27 protein-coding genes and 1 pseudogene are annotated in these 25,306 nt (G+C 63.0%); 18 read left to right on the top strand and 10 right to left on the bottom strand.

All coding sequences use genetic code 11. The features are described from left to right. The first annotated feature begins 1 nt into the window (after position 1). A complete protein-coding gene (locus ACIQUI_RS04125; protein WP_403195147.1) occupies positions 2 to 700 on the top strand; it encodes an SPOR domain-containing protein in 699 nt (232 codons plus the stop codon). A gap of 34 nt (positions 701 to 734) precedes the next feature. On the opposite strand, the gene ACIQUI_RS04120 is transcribed toward ACIQUI_RS04125, so the two are convergent. After that, positions 735 to 1,154 carry an NINE protein gene (locus ACIQUI_RS04120; RefSeq protein ID WP_403195145.1) on the bottom strand — a complete coding sequence of 140 codons (420 nt, stop codon included), beginning with the start codon at positions 1,152 to 1,154 and terminating at the stop codon, positions 735 to 737. Between the two features lie 166 nt (positions 1,155 to 1,320). Here ACIQUI_RS04120 and ACIQUI_RS04115 point away from each other — a divergent pair, with 166 nt between their 5' ends. Further along, on the top strand, positions 1,321 to 1,947 hold the full coding sequence (locus tag ACIQUI_RS04115; RefSeq protein ID WP_403195144.1) for a C40 family peptidase: 627 nt from the start codon (positions 1,321 to 1,323) through the stop codon (positions 1,945 to 1,947). A 112-nt stretch (positions 1,948 to 2,059) separates the two neighbouring features. Here the strand turns inward: ACIQUI_RS04115 and ACIQUI_RS04110 are convergent. Next, positions 2,060 to 3,056 (bottom strand): annotated as a pseudogene (locus ACIQUI_RS04110) (type IV pilus twitching motility protein PilT). Positions 3,057 to 3,121: 65 nt separating this feature from the next. On the opposite strand from ACIQUI_RS04110, the gene ACIQUI_RS04105 reads away from it, so the two are divergent. The 9 genes from ACIQUI_RS04105 to ACIQUI_RS04065 all read left to right on the top strand — a co-directional run bounded on the left by ACIQUI_RS04105 (position 3,122) and on the right by ACIQUI_RS04065 (position 9,680). Next, positions 3,122 to 3,808 (top strand): YggS family pyridoxal phosphate-dependent enzyme, encoded by a 687-nt coding sequence (locus ACIQUI_RS04105; protein ID WP_403195142.1) that lies wholly within the window; start codon positions 3,122 to 3,124, stop codon positions 3,806 to 3,808. A 38-nt stretch (positions 3,809 to 3,846) separates the two neighbouring features. Then, positions 3,847 to 4,665 carry a pyrroline-5-carboxylate reductase gene (gene proC, locus ACIQUI_RS04100; protein ID WP_403195141.1) on the top strand — a complete coding sequence of 273 codons (819 nt, stop codon included), beginning with the start codon at positions 3,847 to 3,849 and terminating at the stop codon, positions 4,663 to 4,665. 10 nt (positions 4,666 to 4,675) lie between these two features. Beyond that, complete coding sequence (locus ACIQUI_RS04095; RefSeq protein WP_403195140.1) at positions 4,676 to 5,266, top strand: YggT family protein; 591 nt, start codon at positions 4,676 to 4,678, stop codon at positions 5,264 to 5,266. Between the two features lie 88 nt (positions 5,267 to 5,354). Continuing rightward, the gene (locus ACIQUI_RS04090) at positions 5,355 to 6,494 is read left to right on the top strand and encodes a homoserine O-acetyltransferase (RefSeq protein WP_403195139.1); all 1,140 of its coding nucleotides are present in this window, start codon (positions 5,355 to 5,357) and stop codon (positions 6,492 to 6,494) included. Between the two features lie 7 nt (positions 6,495 to 6,501). Beyond that, positions 6,502 to 7,122 carry a methionine biosynthesis protein MetW gene (gene metW, locus ACIQUI_RS04085; RefSeq protein WP_003249106.1) on the top strand — a complete coding sequence of 207 codons (621 nt, stop codon included), beginning with the start codon at positions 6,502 to 6,504 and terminating at the stop codon, positions 7,120 to 7,122. A 22-nt stretch (positions 7,123 to 7,144) separates the two neighbouring features. Then, positions 7,145 to 7,579 (top strand): DUF4426 domain-containing protein, encoded by a 435-nt coding sequence (locus ACIQUI_RS04080; protein ID WP_403195138.1) that lies wholly within the window; start codon positions 7,145 to 7,147, stop codon positions 7,577 to 7,579. After that, positions 7,576 to 8,172, top strand: coding sequence for an RdgB/HAM1 family non-canonical purine NTP pyrophosphatase (rdgB, locus tag ACIQUI_RS04075; RefSeq protein WP_403195136.1), 597 nt, complete (start codon positions 7,576 to 7,578; stop codon positions 8,170 to 8,172). Before ACIQUI_RS04080 ends, rdgB begins: the two co-directional genes overlap by 4 nt. Then, positions 8,169 to 9,344, top strand: a complete 1,176-nt coding sequence (gene hemW / locus ACIQUI_RS04070) for a radical SAM family heme chaperone HemW (protein ID WP_403195134.1) — start codon at positions 8,169 to 8,171, stop codon at positions 9,342 to 9,344. Before rdgB ends, hemW begins: the two co-directional genes overlap by 4 nt. A 9-nt stretch (positions 9,345 to 9,353) precedes the next feature. Continuing rightward, the gene (locus ACIQUI_RS04065; RefSeq protein WP_403195132.1) at positions 9,354 to 9,680 is read left to right on the top strand and encodes a DUF3392 family protein; all 327 of its coding nucleotides are present in this window, start codon (positions 9,354 to 9,356) and stop codon (positions 9,678 to 9,680) included. Positions 9,681 to 10,308: 628 nt separating this feature from the next. Here ACIQUI_RS04065 and trmB read toward each other — a convergent pair. The 4 genes from trmB to ACIQUI_RS04045 all read right to left on the bottom strand — a co-directional run bounded on the left by trmB (position 10,309) and on the right by ACIQUI_RS04045 (position 12,582). Beyond that, positions 10,309 to 11,031 (bottom strand): tRNA (guanosine(46)-N7)-methyltransferase TrmB, encoded by a 723-nt coding sequence (trmB, locus tag ACIQUI_RS04060; protein ID WP_201201349.1) that lies wholly within the window; start codon positions 11,029 to 11,031, stop codon positions 10,309 to 10,311. 9 nt (positions 11,032 to 11,040) lie between these two features. After that, on the bottom strand, positions 11,041 to 11,853 hold the full coding sequence (locus tag ACIQUI_RS04055; RefSeq protein ID WP_403195130.1) for a thiazole synthase: 813 nt from the start codon (positions 11,851 to 11,853) through the stop codon (positions 11,041 to 11,043). Positions 11,854 to 11,907: 54 nt separating this feature from the next. Continuing rightward, the gene (gene thiS, locus ACIQUI_RS04050; RefSeq protein WP_346643053.1) at positions 11,908 to 12,108 is read right to left on the bottom strand and encodes a sulfur carrier protein ThiS; all 201 of its coding nucleotides are present in this window, start codon (positions 12,106 to 12,108) and stop codon (positions 11,908 to 11,910) included. Between the two features lie 102 nt (positions 12,109 to 12,210). Beyond that, entirely contained in the window at positions 12,211 to 12,582 is a 372-nt protein-coding gene (locus ACIQUI_RS04045; RefSeq protein ID WP_403195129.1) for a DUF423 domain-containing protein, read from the bottom strand. Positions 12,583 to 12,646: 64 nt separating this feature from the next. On the opposite strand from ACIQUI_RS04045, the gene mtgA reads away from it, so the two are divergent. Beyond that, positions 12,647 to 13,357 carry a monofunctional biosynthetic peptidoglycan transglycosylase gene (mtgA, locus tag ACIQUI_RS04040; RefSeq protein WP_403195186.1) on the top strand — a complete coding sequence of 237 codons (711 nt, stop codon included), beginning with the start codon at positions 12,647 to 12,649 and terminating at the stop codon, positions 13,355 to 13,357. A gap of 170 nt (positions 13,358 to 13,527) precedes the next feature. On the opposite strand, the gene rpoH is transcribed toward mtgA, so the two are convergent. The 4 genes from rpoH to ftsY all read right to left on the bottom strand — a co-directional run bounded on the left by rpoH (position 13,528) and on the right by ftsY (position 17,734). Continuing rightward, positions 13,528 to 14,382: an RNA polymerase sigma factor RpoH gene (gene rpoH, locus ACIQUI_RS04035; RefSeq protein ID WP_391126544.1), complete on the bottom strand. Its 855-nt coding sequence runs from the start codon at positions 14,380 to 14,382 to the stop codon at positions 13,528 to 13,530. A 111-nt stretch (positions 14,383 to 14,493) separates the two neighbouring features. Then, entirely contained in the window at positions 14,494 to 15,519 is a 1,026-nt protein-coding gene (ftsX, locus tag ACIQUI_RS04030; RefSeq protein WP_403195127.1) for a permease-like cell division protein FtsX, read from the bottom strand. Continuing rightward, on the bottom strand, positions 15,516 to 16,187 hold the full coding sequence (gene ftsE, locus ACIQUI_RS04025; protein WP_391126549.1) for a cell division ATP-binding protein FtsE: 672 nt from the start codon (positions 16,185 to 16,187) through the stop codon (positions 15,516 to 15,518). The genes ftsX and ftsE overlap by 4 nt, the downstream gene beginning before the upstream one ends. Positions 16,188 to 16,189: 2 nt before the next feature. Continuing rightward, complete coding sequence (ftsY, locus tag ACIQUI_RS04020) at positions 16,190 to 17,734, bottom strand: signal recognition particle-docking protein FtsY (RefSeq protein WP_403195125.1); 1,545 nt, start codon at positions 17,732 to 17,734, stop codon at positions 16,190 to 16,192. 231 nt (positions 17,735 to 17,965) lie between these two features. On the opposite strand from ftsY, the gene ACIQUI_RS04015 reads away from it, so the two are divergent. The 6 genes from ACIQUI_RS04015 to ACIQUI_RS03990 all read left to right on the top strand — a co-directional run bounded on the left by ACIQUI_RS04015 (position 17,966) and on the right by ACIQUI_RS03990 (position 25,268). Then, entirely contained in the window at positions 17,966 to 19,321 is a 1,356-nt protein-coding gene (locus tag ACIQUI_RS04015; RefSeq protein WP_403195124.1) for a M16 family metallopeptidase, read from the top strand. Continuing rightward, positions 19,314 to 20,804, top strand: a complete 1,491-nt coding sequence (locus ACIQUI_RS04010) for a M16 family metallopeptidase (protein WP_403195122.1) — start codon at positions 19,314 to 19,316, stop codon at positions 20,802 to 20,804. Before ACIQUI_RS04015 ends, ACIQUI_RS04010 begins: the two co-directional genes overlap by 8 nt. Further along, positions 20,804 to 21,415, top strand: coding sequence for a 16S rRNA (guanine(966)-N(2))-methyltransferase RsmD (gene rsmD / locus ACIQUI_RS04005; protein ID WP_403195120.1), 612 nt, complete (start codon positions 20,804 to 20,806; stop codon positions 21,413 to 21,415). Before ACIQUI_RS04010 ends, rsmD begins: the two co-directional genes overlap by 1 nt. Before the next feature lie 62 nt (positions 21,416 to 21,477). Next, positions 21,478 to 22,821, top strand: a complete 1,344-nt coding sequence (locus ACIQUI_RS04000; RefSeq protein WP_403195118.1) for a M16 family metallopeptidase — start codon at positions 21,478 to 21,480, stop codon at positions 22,819 to 22,821. Beyond that, positions 22,818 to 24,215: a M16 family metallopeptidase gene (locus tag ACIQUI_RS03995; RefSeq protein ID WP_403195116.1), complete on the top strand. Its 1,398-nt coding sequence runs from the start codon at positions 22,818 to 22,820 to the stop codon at positions 24,213 to 24,215. The genes ACIQUI_RS04000 and ACIQUI_RS03995 overlap by 4 nt, the downstream gene beginning before the upstream one ends. A gap of 60 nt (positions 24,216 to 24,275) precedes the next feature. Beyond that, positions 24,276 to 25,268, top strand: coding sequence for a hydrolase (locus ACIQUI_RS03990; protein ID WP_403195114.1), 993 nt, complete (start codon positions 24,276 to 24,278; stop codon positions 25,266 to 25,268). Positions 25,269 to 25,306: the final 38 nt, after the last annotated feature.

Raw genomic sequence — 25,306 nt, 5'->3', positions numbered from 1 at the left:
GTTGGCTGCCAAGAAGAAACCCGCCCCCAAGCGCGGCGCCAGTCGTCAGACAGCGCCAGCCAAGCAGCCGATCCCCGGCTGGGTATGGATGGCCGTGGGCCTTACCGTAGGCGCGTTCATCGTATTCCTGATGAAACTCGAGCCAGGCGGCGAAGACATCAAGCGCACCAAACCCGAGCAGCAGAAGCCGGAAAAAGTGGCCGAAGCCAGCAAGCCAGCCCAGGCCACCCCGCAGCAGCCCGTGAAGCCGAAATACGACTTCTACACGTTGCTGCCGGAGTCTGAAGTCATCGTGCCGCCAGAGGCCGTACCCGAGAAGACGCCACCGGTGCCCGCCCAGCCGGTGACCCCGGTAACGCCGGCAGAAGCGGCGAAGATCGACACCGCGCGCGCCCAGGCGGCGTTGCTGGGCCAGACCCCACCACCGGCACCGCCGGTGATCAAGCCGGCCGCGACCACCCTGTACTTCCTGCAAGCCGGCTCGTTCCGCAAGCAGGCCGATGCCGACAAGGTTCGCGCACAGATCATCCTGCTGGGCCAGGCGGTTAAAGTGGAATCGGGTACGGTCAAGGATGAAACCTGGTACCGCGTACTGGTCGGGCCGTTCAGCAACCGCGAGCAGCTGACCGGGGCACAGAAACAGCTGGCCGGGGCAGGGTTCGCCAACCTGTTGCTGCAACAGCGCCAGACCCGCCAGTAACCTTTGAACAGGGGCGCTTTGCGCCCCAGCCCTCTCAACCCCGCCCCGCATTCCTCTCGGAAACCTGGGTGTTCAACGTCCAGAAGTCATACAGCACCCCCACCAGGAACAACCCGCCGGTAAAGAAGTAGATGATCGCGGTAATCCACTTGCCCTGATACAGCCGGTGCAGGCCAAACACACCAAGGAAGGTCAGCAGGACCCAGGCGATGTTGTAGTCGATACGCCCGGACTGGAACCGAAGGTCCGCCTCACGGTCCATGGACGGGATCAGGAACAGGTCGATCAGCCAGCCAATGCCCAGCAGCCCCAGGGTAAAGAACCAAATGGTGCCGGTGATGGGCTTGCCATAGTAGAAACGATGCGACCCGGTAAAGCCGAAAATCCACAGCAGGTAGCCGATGACCTTGCTGTGCGTGTCGTGATAGGGCGCCCCCTGTTCATAACTGTTCATTCATAGCCCTCGTGGGTTATCCAAAAATTTTCTTAAAAAAAATGTGACTCTCTGGCTGCAGGCCGACGTACGGCACGTGGGGAATCGACCAACGGATCAAATAGTGATCAAAAAGCTGTTATAAAGTTGCGCGCCCAACACATAACTATTCATAAGAGCTTCATCTATGCCGCCTTTATTCAAGACATGGCTGACCCTCTGTCTATTATTGCCCCTGGCCGCCCACGCCACCAATCGTGAGCAACGTCTTCCCAATGGTTTCACCGGCTACACCACCAATGCCTCGGTGAAACACGCGCCGGTCAAGCAGACCACCCTGCGCGCACGCCCAGGCAACGCGGCAAGCAGCCGCGGTGTGCCGGTCGCTGCCATGTCGCCGAAACAGAGCAGCGATGTGCTCAGCCGTGCGGTGAATGTGCTTGGCACCCCCTACGTTTGGGGCGGCAGCAGCCCGAAAAAAGGCTTCGACTGCAGCGGGCTGGTCAAATACGCCTTCAACGATGTCGCAGACGTCGACCTGCCGCGCACCTCCAATGCCATGGCCCAGGGCCACGGTGTGAAAGTGGCCAAGGGTGACCTGAAGCCTGGTGACCTGATTTTCTTCAACATCAAGAGCCGTCGGGTGAACCATGTTGCCATTTACCTGGGCAACGACCGCTTCATCCATGCGCCGCGGCGTGGCAAGCGGGTGAGCATCGACAACCTGAGCAAGCCTTACTGGCAGAAGCACTACGTCGTGGCCAAGCGGGTGCTGCCGAAAGAGCAGCAACAGCTGAGCCTGGCCAAGCGCTAAGCAGGCCCGGCCTCTTCGCGGGCACGCCCGCTCCCACAGGGAACCCACAGCTCTCAAAGCCTGTGCTGTCCCTGTGGGAGCGGGCTTGCCCGCGAAAGGGCCGGTGCAAGCACTACAAATCTTTGATCAGCCCCTTCTCTTTCAACACCCGCATTGCCCCCTCCATCGTCCGCATCCCTTCCCCGCCGCCCGCCTGCATCACCGAACATAACTGCGCCATCCGCCCCTCGCGCACCAGATTACGCACCGCCGGCGTCGCCACCAGCACTTCCCTTGCCGCCACCCGGCCACCGCCTTCACGCCTGACCAACACCTGCGCCACTACCAGCCTTAGCGATTCCGCCAGCATGGCCCGCACCAATGGTTTTTCCTCGGCTGCAAACACTTCCACCCCGATCGATACTGCCCGCCGCCGAACGCGTATGCACAGTCGCCATCACCAGGTGCCCGGTCTCCGCCGCGCGTAACGCCAGGCGAATGGTCTCAAGGTCGCGCAACTCACCAATCATGATTACATCCGGGTCCTGGCGAAGCGCGCTGCGCAACCCCTGGGCAAAACCACGGCTATGGCGGCCAACCTCACGCTGGTTAACCAGGCTGCGCTGGCTGCTGTGGATAACTTCGACCGGGTCTTCGAGGGTGATGATGTGCAGCGCCCGCTCGCAGCTCAGCTGGTCGAGCAACGTCGCCAAGGTGCTGGACTTGCCACTGCCGGTAGGGCCACCTATCAGGATCAGGCCATCACTGCATTGCGCAACAGCTTGATACACATCCCTCAGGTCAAGTTCATCCAGCGTGGCGATCCCCCCCGGGATCAGCCGAAAGGTAACCCCAGGGCCATTCAGTTGGCGAAACAGGTTCAGCCGAAAGCGGCCAAGTGTGGGGACCTCAAGCGCCAGATCCAGCTCATCACCCTGTGCCCACTGCTGTCGTTGATGTTCAGCCAGCAAGGGCGCCATACCCTCGGTCAGGTCTGCCGACACCAGAGCCGGCATGTTCATCCGCTGCAACTCGCCATCCAGGCGCAGCATCGGTACCTGGCCCGCCGCCAGGTGCAGGTCCGAAGCCCCCGTCTCCACGGCCTGGGCCAGCAGTTCGGTCACATCCATGAGACTCCCCAAAGGCCTTCAAGCAGGTAGAATGCCGCAGACCCTACAGCCGTCGGCATCCGTCCATGTCCACCCTAGCAGACAACCTTTCCGCTATTTCCGCCCGTATCGCCAGCGCTGCCCAGGCTGCCGGGCGTGATCCGGCCAGCGTCCAGCTGCTGGCCGTGAGCAAGACCAAGCCCGCCAGCGCCATCCGCGAGGTCCACGCTGCCGGTGTGCGCGATTTCGGGGAAAACTACCTACAGGAAGCGCTGACAAAGCAGCAGGAACTCGGCGACTTGCCCTTGATCTGGCACTTCATCGGCCCCATTCAGTCGAACAAGACCAAAGCCATCGCCGAGCATTTCGACTGGGTACATTCCGTGGACCGCCTGAAGATTGCCCAACGCCTGTCCGAGCAGCGCCCTGCCGGGCTGGCACCCTTGAACATCTGCCTGCAGGTGAACGTCAGCGGCGAACACAGCAAATCCGGCTGCGCTGCCGCCGACCTGCCGGCCCTGGCCAAGGCCGTGGCCGCACTGCCCAACCTGCGCCTGCGCGGGCTGATGGCAATCCCCGAACCCACTGATGAGCGCGCCGCACAGGAGGCCGCCTTCGCCAGCCTGCGCTCGTTGCAGGAGGGTCTGGACCTTGGCCTGGATACCTTGTCGATGGGCATGAGCCACGACCTGGAAGCGGCTATTGCACAAGGTGCGACCTGGGTTCGCATCGGCACCGCCTTGTTCGGCGCCCGCGACTACGGCAATACCTGATTCCATGCTTCACTCACTCTTTTCCACAAGGACCTGACATGAGCAAGACTCGCATTGCCTTTATCGGCGCCGGCAACATGGCCGCCAGCCTGATCGGCGGCCTGCGTGCCCAGGGCCTGGACGCCTCGCAGATCCGCGCCAGCGACCCGGGCGCCGAGACCCGCAGCCGCATCCAGGCCGAGCACGGCATTGAAACCTTCGAGAACAACGCCCAGGCCATCGACGGCGCCGATGTGATCGTGCTGGCGGTCAAGCCGCAAGTCATGAAGGCCGTGTGCCAGGCCCTGCAACCCAACCTGCACGATGGCCAGCTGATCGTATCGATCGCCGCCGGCATCACCTGCGCCAGCCTGCAAAGCTGGGTAGGCACCCGCCCGGTGGTGCGCTGCATGCCCAACACCCCGGCGCTGCTGCGCCAAGGCGTGAGCGGCCTTTACGCCACCGCTGAAGTGTCCGACGAGCAACGCCAGCAGGCCGAACAACTGCTGTCTGCGGTGGGCACAGCCCTGTGGCTGGAGCAGGAACAACAACTGGACGCTGTGACCGCCGTGTCCGGCAGCGGCCCTGCGTACTTCTTCCTGCTGATCGAGGCCATGACCGCAGCGGGCGAAAAACTTGGCCTGCCACGCGAGACCGCTTCGCAGCTGACCTTGCAGACCGCGCTTGGCGCTGCCCACATGGCCGTTGCCAGCGATGTCGATGCCGCCGAGCTGCGCCGCCGCGTCACCTCGCCCGCAGGCACCACGGAAGCAGCGATCAAGTCGTTCCAGGCCAGCGGCTTCGAGGCCATCGTCGAGCAGGCGCTGCAGGCTGCGGCCACGCGCTCCGCCGAGCTGGCCGAACAACTGGGCAAATAAGGAGCTTTAGATGAATGCACTGTCCGGCGCCGCGATCTTCGTGGTGCAAACCCTGGTCAGCCTGTACCTGGTGATCGTTCTGCTGCGCTTTGTCCTGCAACTGGTCAAAGCCAACTTCTACAACCCGCTGTGCCAGTTCGCGGTGCGTGCCACCCAGCCGCTGCTCAAGCCCATTCGCCGGGTCATCCCCAGCGTCGCTGGGCTGGACACCTCGTCGCTGCTGTTGGCCATCGTTATCCAGGCCCTGCTGATGGGTTTCGTGCTGATGGTCACCTACGGCACCTTCGGCGACATCCTGCACCTGCTGATGTGGGCAATCATCGGTATCACCTCGCTGTTCCTGAAGATCTTCTGGGTGGCAATGATCGTGATGGTGATCGTTTCGTGGGTCGCGCCCAATAGCCATAACCCCGCAGCCGAGCTGGCCTACCAGATCAGCGAACCGGTGCTGGCACCGTTCCGCCGCATCGTGCCCAACCTGGGCGGCATGGACATTTCGCCGATCTTCGCCTTCCTGGCAATCCAGGTGATCCAGTCGTTCCTCATGCCCCCTCTGGCTGCCTACGCAGGCATGCCACAAGAGCTGTGGCGCATGATCTGACCCTGGTTGCTTCCAGCGGCAAGCCTTTGCTTGCCGCTGGGGGTAGCGCTCTTTAGACTTACGCCTCCGTCAAGCGTGAGCAGGGTCGATGTCCACTGTCTTTCCCGAAGATTCCGTCGGTCTGGTAGTACCGCAAACCGCCCGGTTCGATGAACCGCTGGCACTGGCCTGTGGCCGTTCACTGGCCAGTTACGAGCTGGTCTACGAGACCTATGGCACCCTGAACGCCAGCGCGAGCAATGCCGTGCTGATCTGCCATGCCCTGTCCGGCCACCACCACGCCGCTGGCTACCATGCCGCCACCGACCGCAAGCCGGGCTGGTGGGACAGCTGCATTGGCCCCGGCAAGCCGATCGACACCAACCGTTTCTTCGTGGTCAGCCTGAACAACCTCGGCGGTTGTAACGGCAGCACCGGCCCCAGCAGCATCAACCCGGCGACCGGCAAACCTTATGGCGCCGACTTCCCGGTGCTGACTGTTGAAGACTGGGTGCACAGCCAGGCACGCCTGGCAGACCGCCTGGGCATTGCACAATGGGCAGCCATCGTCGGCGGCAGCCTTGGCGGCATGCAGGCGCTGCAATGGACCATGACCTACCCCGAGCGTGTACGCCATTGCGTCGACATCGCCTCGGCACCCAAGTTGTCGGCGCAAAACATCGCCTTCAACGAGGTGGCACGCCAGGCCATCCTCACCGACCCCGAATTCCACGGCGGTTCGTTCCAGGACCAGGGTGTGATCCCCAAGCGCGGCCTGATGTTGGCGCGCATGGTTGGCCACATTACCTACCTGTCCGATGACTCGATGGGTGAAAAATTCGGCCGAGAGCTTAAAAGCGACAAGCTCAACTACGACTTCCACAGCGTCGAGTTCCAGGTGGAAAGCTACCTGCGCTACCAGGGCGAGGAGTTTTCCGGCCGGTTCGACGCCAACACCTACCTGCTGATGACCAAGGCACTGGACTATTTCGACCCGGCTGCCAGCCAAGGCGGCGACCTGGCCGCTACCCTGGCCCACGTCACGGCGGACTACTGCATCATGTCGTTCACGACCGACTGGCGCTTCTCGCCTGCCCGTTCGCGCGAGATCGTCGACGCCCTGATGGCAGCGCGCAAGAACGTCTGCTACCTGGAGATCGACTCGCCTTATGGGCACGATGCCTTCCTGATCCCCACGCCTCGCTACATGCAGGGTTTCTCGAACTACATGAACCGCATTGCCATCTGAGGACAGCATGAGAGCCGATCTGGAAATCATCCACGACTGGATCCCCGCCGGCAGCCGGGTACTCGACCTGGGCTGCGGCAGCGGCGAACTGCTGGCCTCGCTGCGTGACCGTAAACAGGTCACCGGCTATGGCCTGGAGATCGACGCCGACAACATCGCCGCCTGCGTGGCGAAGGGTGTCAACGTCATCGAGCAGGACCTGGACAAAGGCCTGGGCAACTTCGCCAGCAACAGTTTCGACGTGGTGATCATGACCCAGGCCCTGCAGGCCGTGGAGTACCCCGACCGCATCCTCGACGAGATGCTGCGCGTGGGCCGCCAGTGCATCATCACCTTCCCAAATTTCGGTCACTGGCGTTGCCGCTGGTACCTGGCCACCAAGGGCCGCATGCCGGTATCGGACTTCATGCCGTATACCTGGTACAACACGCCCAACATCCACTTCTGCACCTTCGCCGACTTCGAAGAGCTGGTGCACGAGCGCCGGGCCAAGGTGCTCGACCGCCTGGCCGTCGACCACTTGCACCGCAACGGGTGGGGCGGCCGGCTTTGGCCTAATCTTTTAGGTGAGATCGGTATCTATCGCGTCAGCAGCCCGGGCCTGCAAGAGCACCAGCTCGCAGTCTGACGCCCACCGGAGGAATCGCCCCATGCGTCGCCTAGCCCTGTTCCTGATCAGCCTGTGCCTGGCCTTGCCGGTACTGGCTGCCGATGCCGCCCGGCCCGAGCGCAAGGAAGTGTTTGGCGACGTGACGGTGCATTACAGCGCATTCACTTCGAGCATGCTTACACCCGAGGTGGCTGCCGCCACCGGCCTTGTACGCAGCAAGAACCAGGGCGTGCTCAACATTGCCGTGCTCAAGGCCAACAAGCCCACCACGGCGCTGGTCAGCGGCACGGTCAAGGACCTGACCGGGCGCAGCAGCCCGCTGTCGTTCAAACAGATTACCGAACAGGGCGCGGTGTACTACATTGCCCAGTTCAAGATCGAACAACCAGAAACCGTCACCTTCGACCTGAATATCGAAACTGGCGGCATCAGCAATTCCCTCAGCTTCAACCAGGAAGTTTCCCCCGGCGAATGATGAATTTCCAGCAACTCGTATTGGCCAGCCATAATGCTGGCAAACTCAAGGAACTGCAGGCCATGCTCGGCCAGTCCGTGCAGCTGCGCTCGATTGGTGAATTCAGCCAGGTCGAGCCGGAAGAAACCGGCCTGTCGTTCGTCGAGAACGCCATCCTCAAGGCGCGCAACGCCGCACGTATCTCCGGCCTGCCGGCCTTGGCCGACGATTCCGGCCTGGCGGTGGACTTCCTCGGTGGTGCGCCGGGTATCTACTCGGCGCGCTACGCCGACGGCAAGGGTGACGCGGCCAACAACGCCAAGCTGCTCGAAGCCTTGAAAGACGTACCTGAAGCCGAGCGCGGCGCGCAGTTCGTCTGTGTGCTGGCACTGGTGCGCCATGCCGACGACCCGCTGCCGATCCTCTGCGAAGGCTTGTGGCACGGGCGCATCATGTTCCAGGCCAGTGGCGAACACGGCTTTGGCTACGACCCGCTGTTCTGGGTGCCGGAACGCAACTGCTCCAGCGCCGACCTGGCCCCGGCCGACAAGAACCAGCTCAGCCACCGCGCCCGTGCCATGGCCCTGCTGCGCCAACGTCTGGGCCTGGCATGATCGCAACGCTGTCCACCCCCGGCGCGGCGGGCTTTACCAGCCTGCCGCCGCTGGCGCTGTACATCCACATCCCGTGGTGCGTACGCAAGTGCCCTTACTGCGACTTCAATTCCCACGCCGCAGGGCCTGAACTGCCGGAAGACGACTACGTCACAGCGCTGCTGGACGACCTTGATCAGGAGCTGACCGCCGTACAGGGCCGCCCCATCAGCTCGATCTTCTTCGGTGGCGGTACGCCCAGCCTGTTCAGTGCCAACGCCCTGGGCCGGCTGCTGCGCGGCGTTGAGCAACGCATCCCGTTCGCAGCAGACATCGAAATAACCCTGGAGGCCAACCCAGGCACGTTCGAACAGGACAAGTTCAAGGCCTACCGGCAAACCGGCATCAATCGCCTGTCCATCGGCGTGCAGAGCTTCCAGCCAGCCAAGCTGGAGGCGCTGGGGCGCATCCACAATGGCGACGAAGCGGTCCGTGCCGCCGGCATGGCGCGTGCGGCCGGCTTCGACAACTTCAACATGGACTTGATGCACGGCCTGCCCGATCAGTCGCTGGACGACGCACTGGGCGACCTGCGCCAGGCCATCGACCTGGGGCCGACGCACATGTCGTGGTACCAGCTGACCGTGGAACCGAACACGGTGTTCTGGAACCAGCCGCCTGAGCTGCCCGAAGACGACATCCTCTGGGATATCCAGGAGGCCGGCCAGGCACTGATGGCCGAGCACGGTTTCCGCCAGTACGAGGTTTCCGCCTACGCCCAGGCAGGCCGTGCCGCCCGGCACAACCTCAACTACTGGCGCTTTGGCGACTTCATCGGTATTGGCGCTGGTGCCCACGGCAAGCTGACCTTCGCCGACGGGCGCATCCTGCGTACCTGGAAGACCCGCCTGCCCAAGGATTACCTGAACCTTGCCAAGCCATTCAAGGCCGGGGAGAAACTGCTGCCGGTCGACGAGTTGCCGTTCGAGTTCCTGATGAACGCCCTGCGCCTGACCGATGGCGTGGAAGCCGAACTGTTCACCCAGCGCACTGGCTTGCCACTGGAGCAACTGCGCGAGGCACGCCGCGCCGCCGAACAAAAGGGCCTTTTACAGGTCGAACCGGATCGACTGGTGGCCACGCCGAGGGGCCAGTTGTTCCTCAATGACCTGCTGCAGTATTTCTTGACCTAAGGATGACCCATGGATCTGGTACTTGATCTGCTCGCGACGGTTTCCCGCTGGAGCCGCGGTAACCTGTCGGAGATTTCACTGGCCTTGGTAGGCTGCCTGCTGGTGCTGTTTGGCAGCGATGTGAAAGGATGGGCCGAACAACGCCTGGGCAGTCTGGCGGGCGCCCTGCGCGTGCCGTTCATGGCCGTGATGGTGATGGTTGGCAGCGGTGCAGCGTTGATCTATGCAACCCCGTGGGTGGTGAAGGGGCTGAGCCAGTTCAACAACTACGCGCTGGCGCCGGTGTTGCTGGTAGTGGTGGTGTTGATTGGGGTAGTGGCTGACCGCCGAGGGTGAGGTCACTAAAAGCTGCCCCGGGAAGCCAGGGCAGCCCTACCACCTGACTAGCTCTTAGCGGGCATCATCGAAGTGGTCGCGCATGAAGTCCCGAACGGTCTTGATCACTATCAAGATCCGGACAAGCTTCCAGACGCGGCTCAGCGCATCAAGCAATCGCTTCATATGCCTTGGCCTCCGTGTTGGCGGGCCAATCTTCCAGCATCTAACCGGCACTTCGATGCCTTCGAAAGCTGTGTAGAGCTTTCAGTGAAGTGGCCAGGTTGATGGCCCTTCGAAGAAGGTCACCGGCACGGTTCTCAGGCCATGTCGAAGGGGCCAGAAAGCAGAATTCTTCTCCTACCCGGCCCATCACTGAATTGACTCTCACAGGAGCAACTAGATGATACCCGGACTACTTGGCCGAGACTGTTAACGGCTTCGACACACGTGATGCCGGATATTTCCGCACATTGACCCTGCTTCTGAAGGTGCCTATGATCACCTGACTGTGTAGAGCTTTCAGTGAAGCCTTGGAGCGAAGGATACTCAGTCCTCTCGCTCACACAAAAAAACCGCTCTTCTCAGAGCGGTTTTTTTCGCCTGCATTTCTGCAGACCCAAGCGTACTGAAAGGCCGAATCAGCCAATCAATCCACCTTCTCGAACTTCAAGTCCCACACCCCATGCCCCAGCCGCTCGCCACGGCGTTCGAACTTGGTGATCGGGCGCTCTTCCGGGCGTGGCACATAGGTACCGTCTTCAGCACGGTTGCGATAGCCCGGGGCGGCACTCATCACTTCCAGCATGTACTCGGCATACGGCTCCCAGTCGGTCGCCATGTGGAACACACCACCGGGCTTGAGCTTGCGCCGTACCAGCTCGGCGAACTCCAGCTGGACGATGCGGCGTTTGTGGTGACGCGCCTTGTGCCACGGGTCGGGGAAAAACAGCATCAGGCGGTCGAGGCTGTTGTCCGCCACGCAGCGGTTCAGCACTTCGATGGCATCGCAGTCATACACCCGCAGGTTCTTCAGCCCCTGGGTCAGCACGCCGTTGAGCAGTGCGCCGACACCCGGGCGGTGCACTTCCACACCGATAAAGTCCTGCTCAGGCGCGGCAGCCGCCATTTCCAGCAAGGAATGGCCCATGCCGAAGCCGATCTCCAGGGTGCGTGGCGCCGAACGGCCGAACACCTGGTCGTAGTCCACCGCGCTGTCGGCCAGCGGCAGGATGTACAGCGGGCCGCCCTGGTCCAGGCCGCGTTGCTGGCCTTCGGTCATGCGCCCGGCGCGCATCACGAAGCTCTTGATGCGGCGGTGCGGGCGGGCGTCGCCGTCGGCGGCGATCGGCGTATCTTGCGAGTCAGTCATCTGGGGCTCTTACTTGATCAGACCATCCAGCGGCGAAGAGGCGCTGGCATAGAGTTTTTTCGGCATGCGGCCGGCCAGGTAGGCCATGCGACCGGCGACAATGGCGTGCTTCATGGCCTCGGCCATCAGCACCGGCTGCTGCGCGTGGGCAATGGCCGAGTTCATCAGTACTGCCTCGCAGCCCATTTCCATGGCGATGGTGGCGTCGGAAGCGGTACCCACGCCAGCATCGACCAGCACGGGCACCTTCGATTCTTCGAGGATGATCTGCAGGTTGTAGGGGTTGCAGATACCCAGGCCGGTACCAATCAGGCCAGCCAGCGGCATGACCGCGATACAGCCGGCTTCGGCCAGCTGGCGGGCGATGATCGGGTCATCGCTGGTGTACACCATTACGTCGAAACCTTCCTTGACCAGTACTTCGGCAGCCTTGAGGGTCTCGATCACGTTAGGGAACAGGGTTTTCTGGTCGGCCAGCACTTCCAGCTTTACCAAGGTCCGCGACTCATGGGACTTGTAGCCCTCGAGCAGTTCACGGGCCAGGCGGCAGGTACGCACCGCCTCGACGGCGTCAAAGCAACCGGCGGTATTGGGCAGGATGGTGTACTTCTCGGGCGACAGCACATCGAGCAGGTTCGGCTCGCCCGCATTCTGGCCAAGGTTGGTCCGGCGCACGGCCACGGTGACGATCTCGGCACCCGAGGCCTCGGTCGCCAGGCGGGTTTCTTCCATGTCACGGTACTTGCCGGTGCCAACCAGCAGGCGCGACTGAAAAGTGCGCCCGGCCAGGATGAAGGGCTTGTCGCTACGAACGTTGCTCATCGTTGTTCCTCGGGAATAGGTTGCAGGGCTTGCTTGTGAACCGCCGGGCTGCTGTCAGCCGCCACCGATGGCGTGGACCACTTCGACCTGGTCGCCGTCGTTCAGCAGCGTGCTGTCGTGCTGGCTACGCGGCACGATGTCCAGGTTCAGTTCCACGGCAATGCGGCGCCCGGTCAGCTCCAGGCGCGCCAGCAGGGCCGCAACGCTCTCGCCAGCAGGCAGTTCGTAAGGTTCACCGTTCAGTTGAATGCGCATGCGCACGGCCACCATTGTTCTTTGGGGCCCGCATTCTAGCGCCGAACCGCCCTGCAACCCAAGGGCGGTGCGCGCCATTAGTCGCGATTGTGGACCAACCGGTCAGCCCAGCCGCCAGGCTGCAAGGCCCAGGCACAACCAACCGATGAGGAAGCACAGGCCGCCAATCGGGGTGATGATGCCGAGCTTGCCAATGCCGCTGAGGGTGAGCAGGTACAAGCTGCCGGAGAACAGCACGATACCCAGCGCAAACAGCCCGCCGGCCCAGCCAACCAGGCGCCCGGGCAGGTGCGCCGAGAGCACGGCAACGCCGAAGATCGCCAGTGCATGCACCAGCTGGTAGGTCACGCCGGTATGGAATATCGCCAGGTAGTCTGCCGTCAGGCGGTTTTTCAGGCCATGGGCGGCGAAGGCGCCGAGGGCAACCCCGGTAAAGCCGAAAAAGGCGGCAAGCATCAGGAAGCTGCGAAGCATGGGACGACTCCTTGTATCGGGTCTGTATAATGGCCCCTTCCACCCGAACGGCCAAGCCATCACCATGCTGCCAACCCTTCTTCGCCGCCTCTCCCGCGCCCTGCTCTGGTTCGCTGCCGGCAGCATGGTGCTGGTGCTGGTGTTCCGCTGGGTGCCACCGCCTGGTACGGCGCTGATGGTCGAGCGCAAGGTGCAGTCGTGGGTGAGCGGCGAACCGATCGACCTGCAGCGCGACTGGGAGCCGTGGGAGAACATCTCCGATGAGCTCAAGGTCGCGGTCATTGCCGGCGAGGACCAGAAGTTCGCCAGCCATTGGGGCTTCGACATCCCGGCCATCCAGGCGGCGCTGGCCTATAACGAGCGCGGCGGCAGTGTTCGCGGTGCCAGCACCCTGACCCAGCAGGTGGCCAAGAACCTGTTCCTGTGGTCCGGGCGCAGCTGGTTCCGCAAAGGGCTGGAGGCCTGGTTTACCGCGCTGATCGAGCTGTTCTGGTCGAAGGAGCGGATTCTCGAGGTCTACCTGAACAGCGCCGAGTGGGGCAAGGGCGTGTTCGGCGCCCAGGCGGCGGCGCGCTACCACTTCGGCGTCGATGCCAGCCGGCTCAGCCGCCAGCAGGCGGCGCAACTGGCGGCGGTGCTGCCTAGCCCGATCAAGTGGAGTGCCAGCCGGCCGAGCGCCTACGTGGCCAGCCGGGCCGGGTGGATTCGCCGGCAGATGAGCCAGTTGGGTGGGCCCAGCTACCTGATGCAGCTCGATACTTCGCGCAAGCTTTGAGGGCCCTTTCGCGGGCACGCCCGCTCCCACAGGTTCAGCGCTGCTCTTGAGACTTGCGCCCTACATGTGGGAGCGGGCGCGCCCGCGAAGAGGCCAGTACATCCAACACAAATAAAAAAAGCCGCTCACCCAGTCAGGGCCAGCGGCTTTTCTGTGCAACCAAGGCTCGATCAGACCGCAATCAACGCCTTGACCTTGTTCATCGCATTCTTCTCAAGCTGGCGAATCCGCTCAGCCGAGACGCTGTACTTGTCCGCCAGCTCATGCAACGTGGCCTTCTCTTCTGCCAGCCAGCGCTGGTAGAGAATATCGCGGCTACGCTCGTCCAGCCCTTGCAGTGCTTCGTGCAGGTTGCTGGTGGAGTTATCGCTCCAGTCGGCATTCTCCAGTTGCACCGCCGGGTCGTACCGGTGGTCTTCCAGATAATGCGCAGGCGACTGGAAGGCGCTGTCGTCATCCGCCTCGGCTGCCGGGTCGAAGGCCATGTCCTGGCCACTCAAGCGGCTTTCCATCTCACGCACTTCACGCGGCTCGACGCCAAGGCTTTCTGCCACGCGATGCACTTCGTCGTTGTTCAGCCAGGCCAGACGTTTCTTCTGGCTGCGCAGGTTGAAGAACAGTTTGCGCTGGGCCTTGGTGGTGGCCACCTTGACGATGCGCCAGTTGCGCAGGATGAACTCGTGAATCTCTGCCTTGATCCAGTGTACGGCGAAGGACACCAGGCGCACGCCCATTTCCGGGTTGAAGCGCTTGACGGCTTTCATCAGGCCAACGTTGCCTTCCTGGATCAGGTCGGCCTGGGCCAGCCCGTAGCCTGCATAGCTACGGGCGATATGTACGACGAAACGCAGGTGGGCCATCACCATTTGACGAGCGGCCTCGACATCCTGCTCATAATAGAGACGCTCGCCCAGATCACGCTCCTGCTCGACCGTCAGCAGCGGGATGCTGTTGACCGTGTGCACATAGGCTTCCAGGTTTGCACCGGGCACCAGGGCATAGGCAGGTTGCAACGATGTGGTCATTCAAGAACCTCCGACTTACCAGACTCGCGCCTTGTGGGCGCTGCCAACATTGACCCGGAACGACGGTACAAGTTCCATGGTGAAGAAAATGTCAATGCTGGCACGTAAAAACTATCGCGGCGCCAGCTCGTTCAAATGACGAGCGACGGCAATCCATGCACCGATATACCCCAACAACACTGCTCCGATCAAGAGGGACAGACCATCGGACGCAGGCACTCCACCCAGTGCGAAATCACTGCCATACAGGCCGGAAAGCCCTACAACCGCTTCGTTCAGCCAGTTCAGGCCAAACGCCAGGATGCCCCACGCCAGCAGGCCCGCACCCAGGCCATACAAGGCGCCCATGTACAGGAAAGGCCGGCGTACGTAGGCGTCGGTGCCGCCTACCAGCTTGATCACCTCGATCTCGATGCGGCGGTTTTCAATGTGTAGACGAATTGTGTTACCGATTACTAACAGCAAGGCAGAAATCAGCATCACCGCCAGGCCGAAGACGAAACGGTCACCCAGCTTGAGGATGGCCGCCAGGCGCTCGACCCACACCAGGTCCAGTTGCGCCACCTCCACCCTCGGCAGCTCCGACAGGCGCTGACGTAACGCTTCCAGGGCCGGCTTGTCGACCTCGCTCGGGGTCACCACCACTACGCCAGGCAGCGGGTTGTCAGGCAGTTCGCGCAAGGCCTCGCCCAGGCCGGACTGCTGCTGGAATTCCTCCAGCGCCTGCTCGCGGCTGACAAACTGCGCGTCTGCCACGCCGGGCATGCCCTTGATCTCGTCACGCAGCGCTTCACCGTCGCGGCTACCGGCATCCAGCTTGAGAAACAGCGAAATCTGCGCGGCGCGCTGCCACGAGCCACCAAGCTGCTCGACGTTTTTCAGCAGCAAAGACAGGCCCATGGGCATGCTCAGCGCCACTGCCATCACCAGGCAGGTGAAAAAGCTGCCAATCGGCTGCTTGCCCAGGCGACGCAGGCTGTCGGCCATGCTGGCACGGTGGCTTTCCAGCCACGCATGCAGCAGCGTGCGGAAATCCGGGCCGTCGTCGTCTTCGCCGCGCTTTTTCTTTGCCGGTTGCGGGTCGGCCGGCTTTGGCGCAACCCGCTCGGAAACCTTCGGCGTACGTGTAGTGCTCATTGCCCGGCCTCCCCATCGCCGATCAAGCGGCCGCGCTGCAAGGTCAGCATACGGTGGCGCATGCGCGCAATCAGTGCCAGGTCGTGGCTGGCGATCAATACCGTGGTGCCCAGGCGGTTGATGTCTTCAAACACACCCATGATCTCTGCGGCCAGGCGCGGGTCGAGGTTACCGGTGGGTTCGTCGGCCAGCAGCAAGGCCGGCTGATGCACGATAGCGCGGGCGATACCCACCCGCTGCTGCTGCCCGGTGGACAGGTCGGCCGGGAACAGCTCGCCCTTGTCGCTCAGCGATACACGCTCCAGGGCGGAGTCCACGCGCTTGGCAACCTCGGCCTTGGACAGGCCGAGAATCTGCAGTGGCAGGGCGATGTTGTTGAACACCGTGCGGTCGAACAGCAGCTGGTGGTTCTGGAACACCACGCCGATCTGCCGACGCAGGAACGGGATCTGCGCATTGCTGATCTGGCCCAGGTCCTGCCCGGCCAGCATGAGCTTGCCGCTGGTCGGGCGCTCCATGGCCAGCAACAGGCGCAGCAAGGTGCTCTTGCCGGCGCCCGAGTGCCCGGTGACGAACAGGAATTCGCCCCGGCGCGCCCGGAAACTCAGTTCATGCAAACCCACATGACCGTTGGGATAGCGCTTGGCAACCTGTTCGAATCGGATCATGGTCAGTCTCGCTCGGCGAACAGAGCCTTGACGAACGGCTCGGCTTCAAAGGTGCGCAGGTCATCGATGCCTTCACCGACACCGATGAAGCGGATCGGAATATTGAACTGCTTGGCCAGGGCGAAGATCACCCCGCCCTTGGCGGTGCCGTCCAGCTTGGTCAGGGCCAGGCCGGTCAGTTCGACACTCTGGTTGAAGTACTTGGCCTGGCTGATGGCGTTCTGGCCGGTACCGGCGTCAAGCACCAGCAGCACCTCGTGTGGCGCATCGGCGTCGAGCTTGCCGATGACCCGGCGAACCTTCTTCAGCTCTTCCATCAGGTTGTCTTTGGTGTGCAGGCGGCCGGCGGTGTCGGCGATCAGCACGTCCGCGCCACGCGCCTTGGCGGCCTGCACGGCATCGAAGATCACCGAGGCCGAGTCGGCGCCAGTGTGCTGGGCAATCACCGGAATCTGGTTGCGCTCGCCCCACACCTGCAGCTGCTCGACCGCCGCGGCACGGAAGGTATCGCCCGCCGCCAGCATCACCTTCTTGCCTTCCAGTTGCAGCTTCTTGGCCAGCTTGCCGATGGTGGTGGTCTTGCCGGCGCCATTCACGCCGACCACCAGGATCACGTAGGGCTTGTTCTGTGCCTGGACTTTCAACGGCTGCTCGACCGGGCGCAGCAGTGCGGCCAGCTCTTCCTGCAACGACTTGTACAGGGCATCGGCGTCGGCCAGCTGCTTGCGGGCGACCTTTTGAGTCAGGTTCTGGACGATGGCCGAGGTGGCCTCCACACCGACGTCGGCGGTCAGCAGGCGGGTCTCGATTTCATCGAGCAGGTCGTCGTCGATGACTTTCTTGCCCAGGAACAGGCTGGCCATGCCTTCGCCGATGCTGGCGCTGGTCTTGGACAGGCCCTGTTTGAGGCGGGCGAAGAAGCCTGGTTTGGCTTGCTCGGTAACGGCTGTGGCAGGGGCTGGCTCTGGCTCTGGCTCTGCAGGTGCGGCCACCGGGCGCTCGGGGATCGCCGGCGGGGCCTTGGGTTCCAGGTCAGGGACGAGGGCGACGGGCTCCTCGGCAACGGGCAGGACCAGGTTGCTGACCGGGGGTTCGACGGCTTGAACGACCGGGGCTGGTGCTGGCGCAGGGGTTACGACCTGCGCGGGTGCAGGCTCCGCATTCGCGGGCACGCCCGCTCCCACAGGGGCCGGTGCTGGCTCGGGCGCAGGGGTAAGCACTGGGGCAGGCTCAGGCACCGGCGCAGACGCAGGCTCGAGGACCGGCGCAACCACTGGGGCAGGTTCAGGTTCAGGGGCTGGTGCCGGCTCGAAAGCCCGGGGTGCCTCGATTGCAGGTGCGGGGGTTTCTGCCACCACCGTCTCTACCGGAGCAGCTTCAGGGTGCTCGACGGCGGGCTGCGGCGCTACAGGCTCTGCGGCCTGGGGGTCAGGCGTTTGTGGCTGTTCGGCGACAGGTTGCTGCGGCTTCTTCCGAAACCAGCTGAACAGGCCTTTCTTTTCGCCAGCCTCGGCCGGCGCTTTTTTGTCGTCGTTGGAACCAAACATGGAGGACGGCTATCTCAGGGTAGCGATGAGCCAGCAACGGCACATCGGGAATTCTCTCTACGCAGAACAGACTATCTTGAAGCCGGCTGGTTCATGCGCAACGTTTTGTCTTGGTGTCCTGTGGGCCAGAACGGCGACAGGCATGGTCGCCAGGCAACCGGATCAGTATCCTAGCACCTCCTGGCCCGTCGACGCTAAACCCAGCGGGCCGCCGAACAGGTTAAACACCGTATGAATGCTCTAGCCCGCCGCGCCGCTGGCCTGTTGCTTGGCACGCTCTGCCTGCCGCTCGCGGCCTTTGCCGCCGATGTGCAACCCACCCACGAATTCATCCTCGACAACGGCCTTAAAGTGGTCGTGCGCGAAGACCACCGCGCCCCGGTGGTAGTCTCGCAGATCTGGTACAAGGTTGGCTCCAGCTACGAGACCCCGGGCCAGACCGGCCTGTCCCATGCGCTGGAACACATGATGTTCAAGGGCAGCGCCAAAATCGGCCCTGGCGAAGCTTCGCGCATCCTGCGTGACCTGGGCGCCGAAGAAAACGCCTTCACCAGCGACGACTACACCGCCTACTACCAGGTGCTGGCCCGTGACCGCCTGCCCGTGGCCCTGGAACTGGAAGCCGACCGCCTGGCCAGCCTGCGCCTGCCCGCCGACGAGTTCAGCCGCGAAATCGAGGTGATCAAGGAAGAACGCCGCCTGCGCACCGACGATCAGCCCAACGCCAAGGCATTCGAGCTGTTCCGCGCCATGGCCTACCCGGCCAGCGGCTATCACACCCCGACCATTGGCTGGATGGCCGACCTTGAGCGCATGAAGGTCGAGGAACTGCGCCACTGGTACGAAAGCTGGTACGCCCCCAACAATGCCACCCTGGTGGTGGTCGGCGATGTCACTGCCGATGAGGTCAAGGGCCTGGCGCAGAAGTACTTCGGCAGCATTCCCAAACGCGCGGTACCGCCGGCCAAACTGCCACTTGAGCTGGCCGAGCCTGGCCAGCGCCAGCTGACCCTGCATGTACGCACGCAGCTGCCCAGCCTGATCTACGGTTTCAACGTGCCCGGCCTGCCCACCGCCAAAGACCCGCGTACCGTGCACGCCCTGCGCCTGATCTCGGCCCTGCTCGACGGCGGCTACAGCGCCCGCATGCCGGCCCGCCTGGAACGTGGCCAGGAGCTGGTGGCCGGTGCTTCGTCCAGCTACAACGCCTTTACTCGCGGCGACAGCCTGTTCCTGATCTCGGCTACGCCGAACGTGCAAAAGCAGAAAACCCTCGCCGATGTCGAAAAAGGCATCTGGCAGTTGCTTGACGAGCTCAAGACCACCCCGCCCACTGCAGAAGAGCTCGAACGCGTACGCGCCCAGGTAATTGCCGGGCTGGTCTACGACCGCGACTCCATCAGCAGCCAGGCCACCACTATCGGCCAGCTGGAAACCGTCGGCCTGTCCTGGAAACTGATCGACAGCGAGCTGGACGAGCTCAAGCGTGTCACCCCGCAGGACATCCAGGACGCCGCGCGCACCTATTTCACCCGTGAACGCCTGAGCGTTGCCCATGTACTGCCCGAGGAGTCCGCTCATGAGTGATCGTCACGCACCGCGCCCAACCCTGCTGGCCATGGGTGTCCGCGCCTTGGCGCTGGCGGCAGTGCTGGCCGCACCGGCCATGGCCGACAATGCCGCTAAAGCCGACAGCAGCGCCGCCCGCCCGGCCAACACCTTGCAATCGCTGGCCGAGCTGGATGGCAAGGCGCCCAGCCGGCGTCAGCTGAACATCCAGCACTGGAACACTGCCGAAGGCGCGCGGGTATTGTTCGTCGAAGCCCGCGAACTGCCCATGTTCGACCTGCGCGTCACGTTTGCCGCGGGCAGCAGCCAGGACGGCAGCACACCCGGGGTGGCCGCCCTGACCAACGCCATGCTCAACGAGGGTGTGGCCGGCAAGGACGTGACCGCCATCGCCGAAGGCTTCGAAGGCCTGGGCGCAGACTTTGGCAACGGTTCCTACCGCGACATGGCCGTGGCGTCGTTGCGCAGCCTCAGCGCCAAGGACAAGCGCGAACCGGCACTCAAGCTTTTCGCTGAAGTGGCCGGCAAACCGACCTTCCCCGAAGACGCCCTCAAACGCATCAAGAACCAGATGCTGGCCGGCTTCGAATACGAGAAGCAGAACCCCGGCAAGATTGCGGGTAAGGCGCTGTTCGGCAAGCTCTACGGCGATCACCCTTACGCCCACCCTAGTGACGGTACCGCCGAAAGCATCAACGGCATCACCCTGGCACAACTGCGCGCCTTCCACGCCAAGGCCTATACCGGCGGCAATGCGGTCATTGCCCTGGTCGGTGACCTGAGCCGCGCCGAGGCCGAAGCCATTGCCGCCCAGGTTTCTGCCGGCCTGCCCAAGGGCCCGGCGCTTGCCGCTCCTGCCCAGCCAGGCGAAGCCAAGGCCGGTTTGACCCACATCGACTTCCCCTCCAAGCAGACCCACTTGATGCTGGCCGAACTGGGCATCGACCGTCAGGACCCGGACTGGCCAGCCTTGTCGCTGGGTAACCAGATCCTCGGTGGCGGCGCGTTCGGCACCCGGCTGATGAGCGAAGTGCGTGAAAAGCGCGGCCTGACGTACGGCGTGTACTCGGTATTCAGCCCGATGCAGGTACGCGGCCCGTTCATGATCAACCTGCAAACCCGTGCCGAACTCAGCGAGGGTACGCTCAAGCTGGTGCAGGACATTCTCGCCGACTACCTCAAGGCCGGCCCTACCCAGCAAGAGCTGGACGATGCCAAGCGCGAACTGGCCGGCAGCTTCCCGCTGTCCAACGCCAGTAACGCCAGTATCGTCGGCCAGTTGGGCGCCATCGGCTTCTACAACCTGCCACTGACCTGGCTGGAGGACTTCATGCAGCAGTCCCAGGCCCTCACCGTCGAGCAGGTCAAGGCGGCCATGAACAAACACCTGTCAGCCGATAAACTGGTGATCGTCACCGTTGGCCCGAAAGTGCCACAAAAACCGCTGCCAGCCCCCACTGACAAGCCTTCCGAGCAGCCGCTCGGGGTACCGGAGCACTAATGCCTAGATCCACCCCTCCCGCCCGCCCACAACCGGGCCAAAGCAAGGGCCAGGGCCACCTGCGCATCATCGCCGGCGAGTGGCGCAGCCGCCGCCTGGCGGTACCGGAAGGCGAAGGCCTGCGGCCAACGCCTGATCGCGTGCGCGAAACCGTCTTCAACTGGCTGGCGCCTTACATCGAAGGTGCCCACGTGCTGGATGCCTTCACCGGCAGTGGCGCACTGGTGCTCGAAGCCCTGTCGCGCGGGGCCAAGGACGCCGTGGCGCTGGACAGCAACCCGGCAGCCATCGCCAACCTGAAGAACAACCTCGAGATCCTGCGCTGCCCACGCGGGCAAATCCTGCAAACCGATGCCCTGCGCTACCTGCTAGGCCCGGCCAAGCAGCAGTTCGATGTGGTGTTCCTCGACCCGCCATTCCACCAGGACCTGTTGGCCAACACCTGCAACCTGCTGGAGCAGAACCAGTGGTTGGGCGAGCAGGCATGGGTCTATACCGAAAGCGAGGCCGCTCCCTCGACTTTGCAGTTACCGGGCAACTGGCGCCTGCACCGTGAGAAAAAAACCGGCCAGGTGCACTACGCGCTCTGGCAGCGGGGGGTAATTATCTAACGCCGCCTGGTCAGGCCTTTCGCTGAAGCTACTCCCGGTCAACAGACCGGAGCACTTCAGCGATGCCTTTACCCCATCCCTCCCTCCTCGACCTTGAACAGGTCAATGCTGGGCTAGCGTCCATCGTGGCGGCCGCGCCCCCGCAATTGCAGCATTTTCAGCTGGACAACGGCTTGTCGGTGTACCTGCGGGAAAACCACCGCACTCAGCTGGCGGCAGTCCAGCTCTGGTACCACGTTGGTTCCAGCCACGAGCCCGCAGGCCACAGCAACCTGTCACACCTGCTAGAGCACCTGATCTTCGAGGGCAGCAGCAAACTTGCAGCCGGCGAGTATTCCCGAGTGATAGCGCGCATTGCCGGCAACGCCAATGCCTCTACGCTTGCGGACGCCACTTCATACGAGATGTCATTACCGGCCTCTCGCCTGCCAATTGCCCTGGAAGTCATGGCCGACGCCATGAACAACGCCACTTTTGGCCAAACCGAGATGGCGCGGGGAGTCAAGGCGGTAAAGGACGAACGCCGGCTCAATTACGAAAGCCAGCCAGTCAGCCAGGCCTACGACCAACATAGCGCCCTGGCCCACGGCAGCAGCCCTTACAGTAATCCTGCCTACGGATCACCGGCAGACCTCGACAACATCACGCTGGAGCGGCTACGAGACTGGTATCGCAGTTGGTACCGGCCCAATAACGCCACACTGGTGGTAGTGGGCAACATTGACCTTGCCATGCTCAGGCAGCAGGTGGAGCGTTACTTTTCTGATTTGCCCAGGTGGCCCATACCGGATAGCCCAACCCCACGCCACCCCGCATCCCTGCAGGAACGCAGCCATACCGTACGTATGCCCGGGTTACACGACGGGCTGGTGATGTCCTTCAATGTTCCAGGAATTGCCACTGCCCCCGACCCGACAACCGCGTCCACCCTCACACTGCTTGCCGAGGTGCTGGGAGGAGGATTCAGCGCCATGCTCTATAGCGACCTGGTGCGGGACAAACGCATGCTCACAAGCGTCGCCGTGACCTACGATGTGCTGATGCGGGGCGACACCCTGCTGACAATCTCGGGGTATGTGAACACCTCTAACGCCACCCCTGAGCAGGCTGCCGAGGCCATTTACCAGCAGGTGAACGCGCTCCGTACCACGCTCTTGGCGGAAGATCATCTGCAACAGGCGAAGCTGCGCATGCTTGCGCGGCATCTGTTCAATATGGACGACCTCAACTCGCTGACCGCACAGATTGGCGCAGTGGCCGCTGCCGGCTTGCCTGCGGGCGTCATTGACCAATCCACCTCTATCGTCCTCAACCTCGACAGCGCGCAGGTGCGGCAGGTGGCGCTCACCTATCTGGGACGCGAACGGCTGACCACCACCTACCTTCGGTCAGGAGCACCAGCATGAACCAGAACCTTTTCCTCGCCGGTCATGCACTGCTGTGCGATCGCCCCGCCAGCAATACCGCTGTCGCTGCCATGGCCAACTTGCAATCTGCCAAAAACATCGACCTCGCCAAGGCCCCGCCCTTGCACGGTACCCCTGAGCGATGGCAAACCGACGAAGGTGCGCAAGTCAGCTTCATCGCAATGCACGACCGCCCAATGTTCGACCTGGTGTTGCGTTTTCGCGCAGGCAGCGTGCTCGATGGCACCAGCCCAGGGCTTGCTGCACTTGCCATGTATAGCCTGGACCAAGGCACTGAACAGCACGATGCAGCGCAATTTGCACAACAGATGGCCGGGTGTGGCGCGATCCTGAGCAGAAAGATCAGCGACGACAGCGCCACCATCACCTTGCGCTGCCTGAGCTTGCCAACGCTTCGAACCAGTGTCATGCGGTTGTTTACCGCCATGCTGGCACGCCCTGCCTTCCGGGCAGCCGAAGTAGCAAAGATCCGCGAACGGATAAAGTCCTACCGGGCCAGGCGAGGCGCAGATCCCGTAATGCAAATGGCCGAGGCTATCAGGGCTCATGCGTTCAATGGGCACCCCTACGCGGCCAGCTCGGCAACTGACGCTATCGACAGTATCAGCCTGGAACAGTTGAGGGCTTTTCACAAACAGGCCTATTCGGCCAACAACCTCGACATTGGCCTGGTGGGCAACCTGACCCGCGAGCAGGCAGAGCAACTGATCACCGACCTGGTGCAAGCCCTGCCGCAACGGTGGGCCGCGCAAGGCCTGGCGCCAGTAGCCAGGCATCAGCCACTGGCCCGACACTTGAAGGCCACTCACAGCAACACCCAGGCAATACTGGCTGTGGTTTCGGCTGTATCGCCACGTGATCCTGTATTCCCGGCACTCATGCTGCTGAACATGATACTCGGCGGCAGCTATGAGTCCCGCCTGACGCAAGAGCTGCGTAACCGACGCAGCCTCACATATGCGATCGAGTCCAACCTGAGGCCGCTTGACGCCGCGAGCGTATTGTACATCCACTGGGACATCGCGCCCCAGTACAGGGACGCATCGCACGCACTGGTGTCGGCCATCTTGGCGTGCCTGCGCGAAAATGGCCCCGGCCAAGAAGAGTGCGACATGGCGGTGAACCAGATAGCCAACGAACTGCACCATGACTTCGCAGACAACGCGAAACTGGCCGCTGCGCTTGCAACTCACAGCCATCAGGGTTTGCCGGCTGACCACCTTGCCAGCTTTATCGACAAACTGAGTGCGCTTACCCCGTCAGACTTGCGTGAAGTTGCACAAGTCTGGCTCAGCCAGCCGGAAATTCTTGTCACCACTGGCCCCGAAACCGAGCAGCTGCCCCTGCCGGAACCGCTACCAACCGACCAATAGCGAAGGTACAGCTGAGGCGTTTCATGGCACTCTAGGCAGGCACATCACGAGCGGCCCAGCATGCCCTGTACACCCACCACGTTTCGCCCAGCCGTCGGCCTGTCCAACCCCCACCTGCAGACGCTGTGGGGCCCCCTGTGGCGCAAGCTGCCTGAACTGCAGCGCGACCGCGAGCGGCTATGGCTGGCCGACGGCGACTTCATCGACCTCGACTGGCATGGCCCGCATCAGGTACAAGCGCCACTGGTGCTCGTGCTGCATGGGCTCACCGGCTCGTCCCACTCACCCTACGTCAAAGGGCTGCAGCAAGCGCTGCACAGCCGCGGCTGGGCCAGCGTGGCGGTGAACTGGCGTGGCTGCTCAGGCGAGCCCAACCTGTTGCCGCGCAGCTATCATTCCGGCGCCAGCGAAGACCTGGCGGAAATTGTCAGCCACCTGCGCACAAAGCGCCCGTTGGCGCCGCTGTATGCGGTGGGTTACTCGCTGGGTGGCAATGTGTTGTTGAAATACCTGGGCGAGAGCGGCGTTGCCAGCCAGCTGGAAGCAGCAGTTGCCGTGTCGGTACCGTTTCGCCTGGACCACTGTGCCGACCGTATCGGCCAGGGGTTCTCCAAGGTGTATCAGGCGCATTTCATGCGCGAGATGCTGGCGTATGTCCAGCTCAAGCAGCGGCACTTCCATGAGCAGGGCCAGCATGAACGGCTAGCGACACTGGAGCGCCTGGGGCAACTGACCAACCTGCGCACGTTCTGGGATTTCGACGGCAAAGTCACTGCTCCGCTCAACGGCTTTCGCGATGCGCACGACTACTATCGCCGCTCATCGAGCCACTTCTTCCTTGGCCAGAACCGCACGCCTACGCTGATCATCCACTCGAGCGATGACCCGTTCGTGGCCGGCCAGAGCCTTCCTACGGCCCGTGAACTGGCACCGCAGACCCGCTTCGAACTGCACAGGCGCGGCGGGCATGTGGGCTTTGTCGATGGCAGCCTGCGCAACCCGGGATATTACCTGGAGAGGCGGATTCCGCAGTGGCTGGTCGACGGTAGCTAACCCCTGATTCGTAAAGGCTGCACGATCCCTGTGGGAGC

Source organism: Pseudomonas sp. NPDC090592, from assembly GCF_044769185.1.
GTDB lineage: Bacteria > Pseudomonadota > Gammaproteobacteria > Pseudomonadales > Pseudomonadaceae > Aquipseudomonas.
The sequence above is the reverse complement of the archived record's forward strand: the minus strand, read 5'-3'. Positions and strand labels throughout refer to the sequence as shown.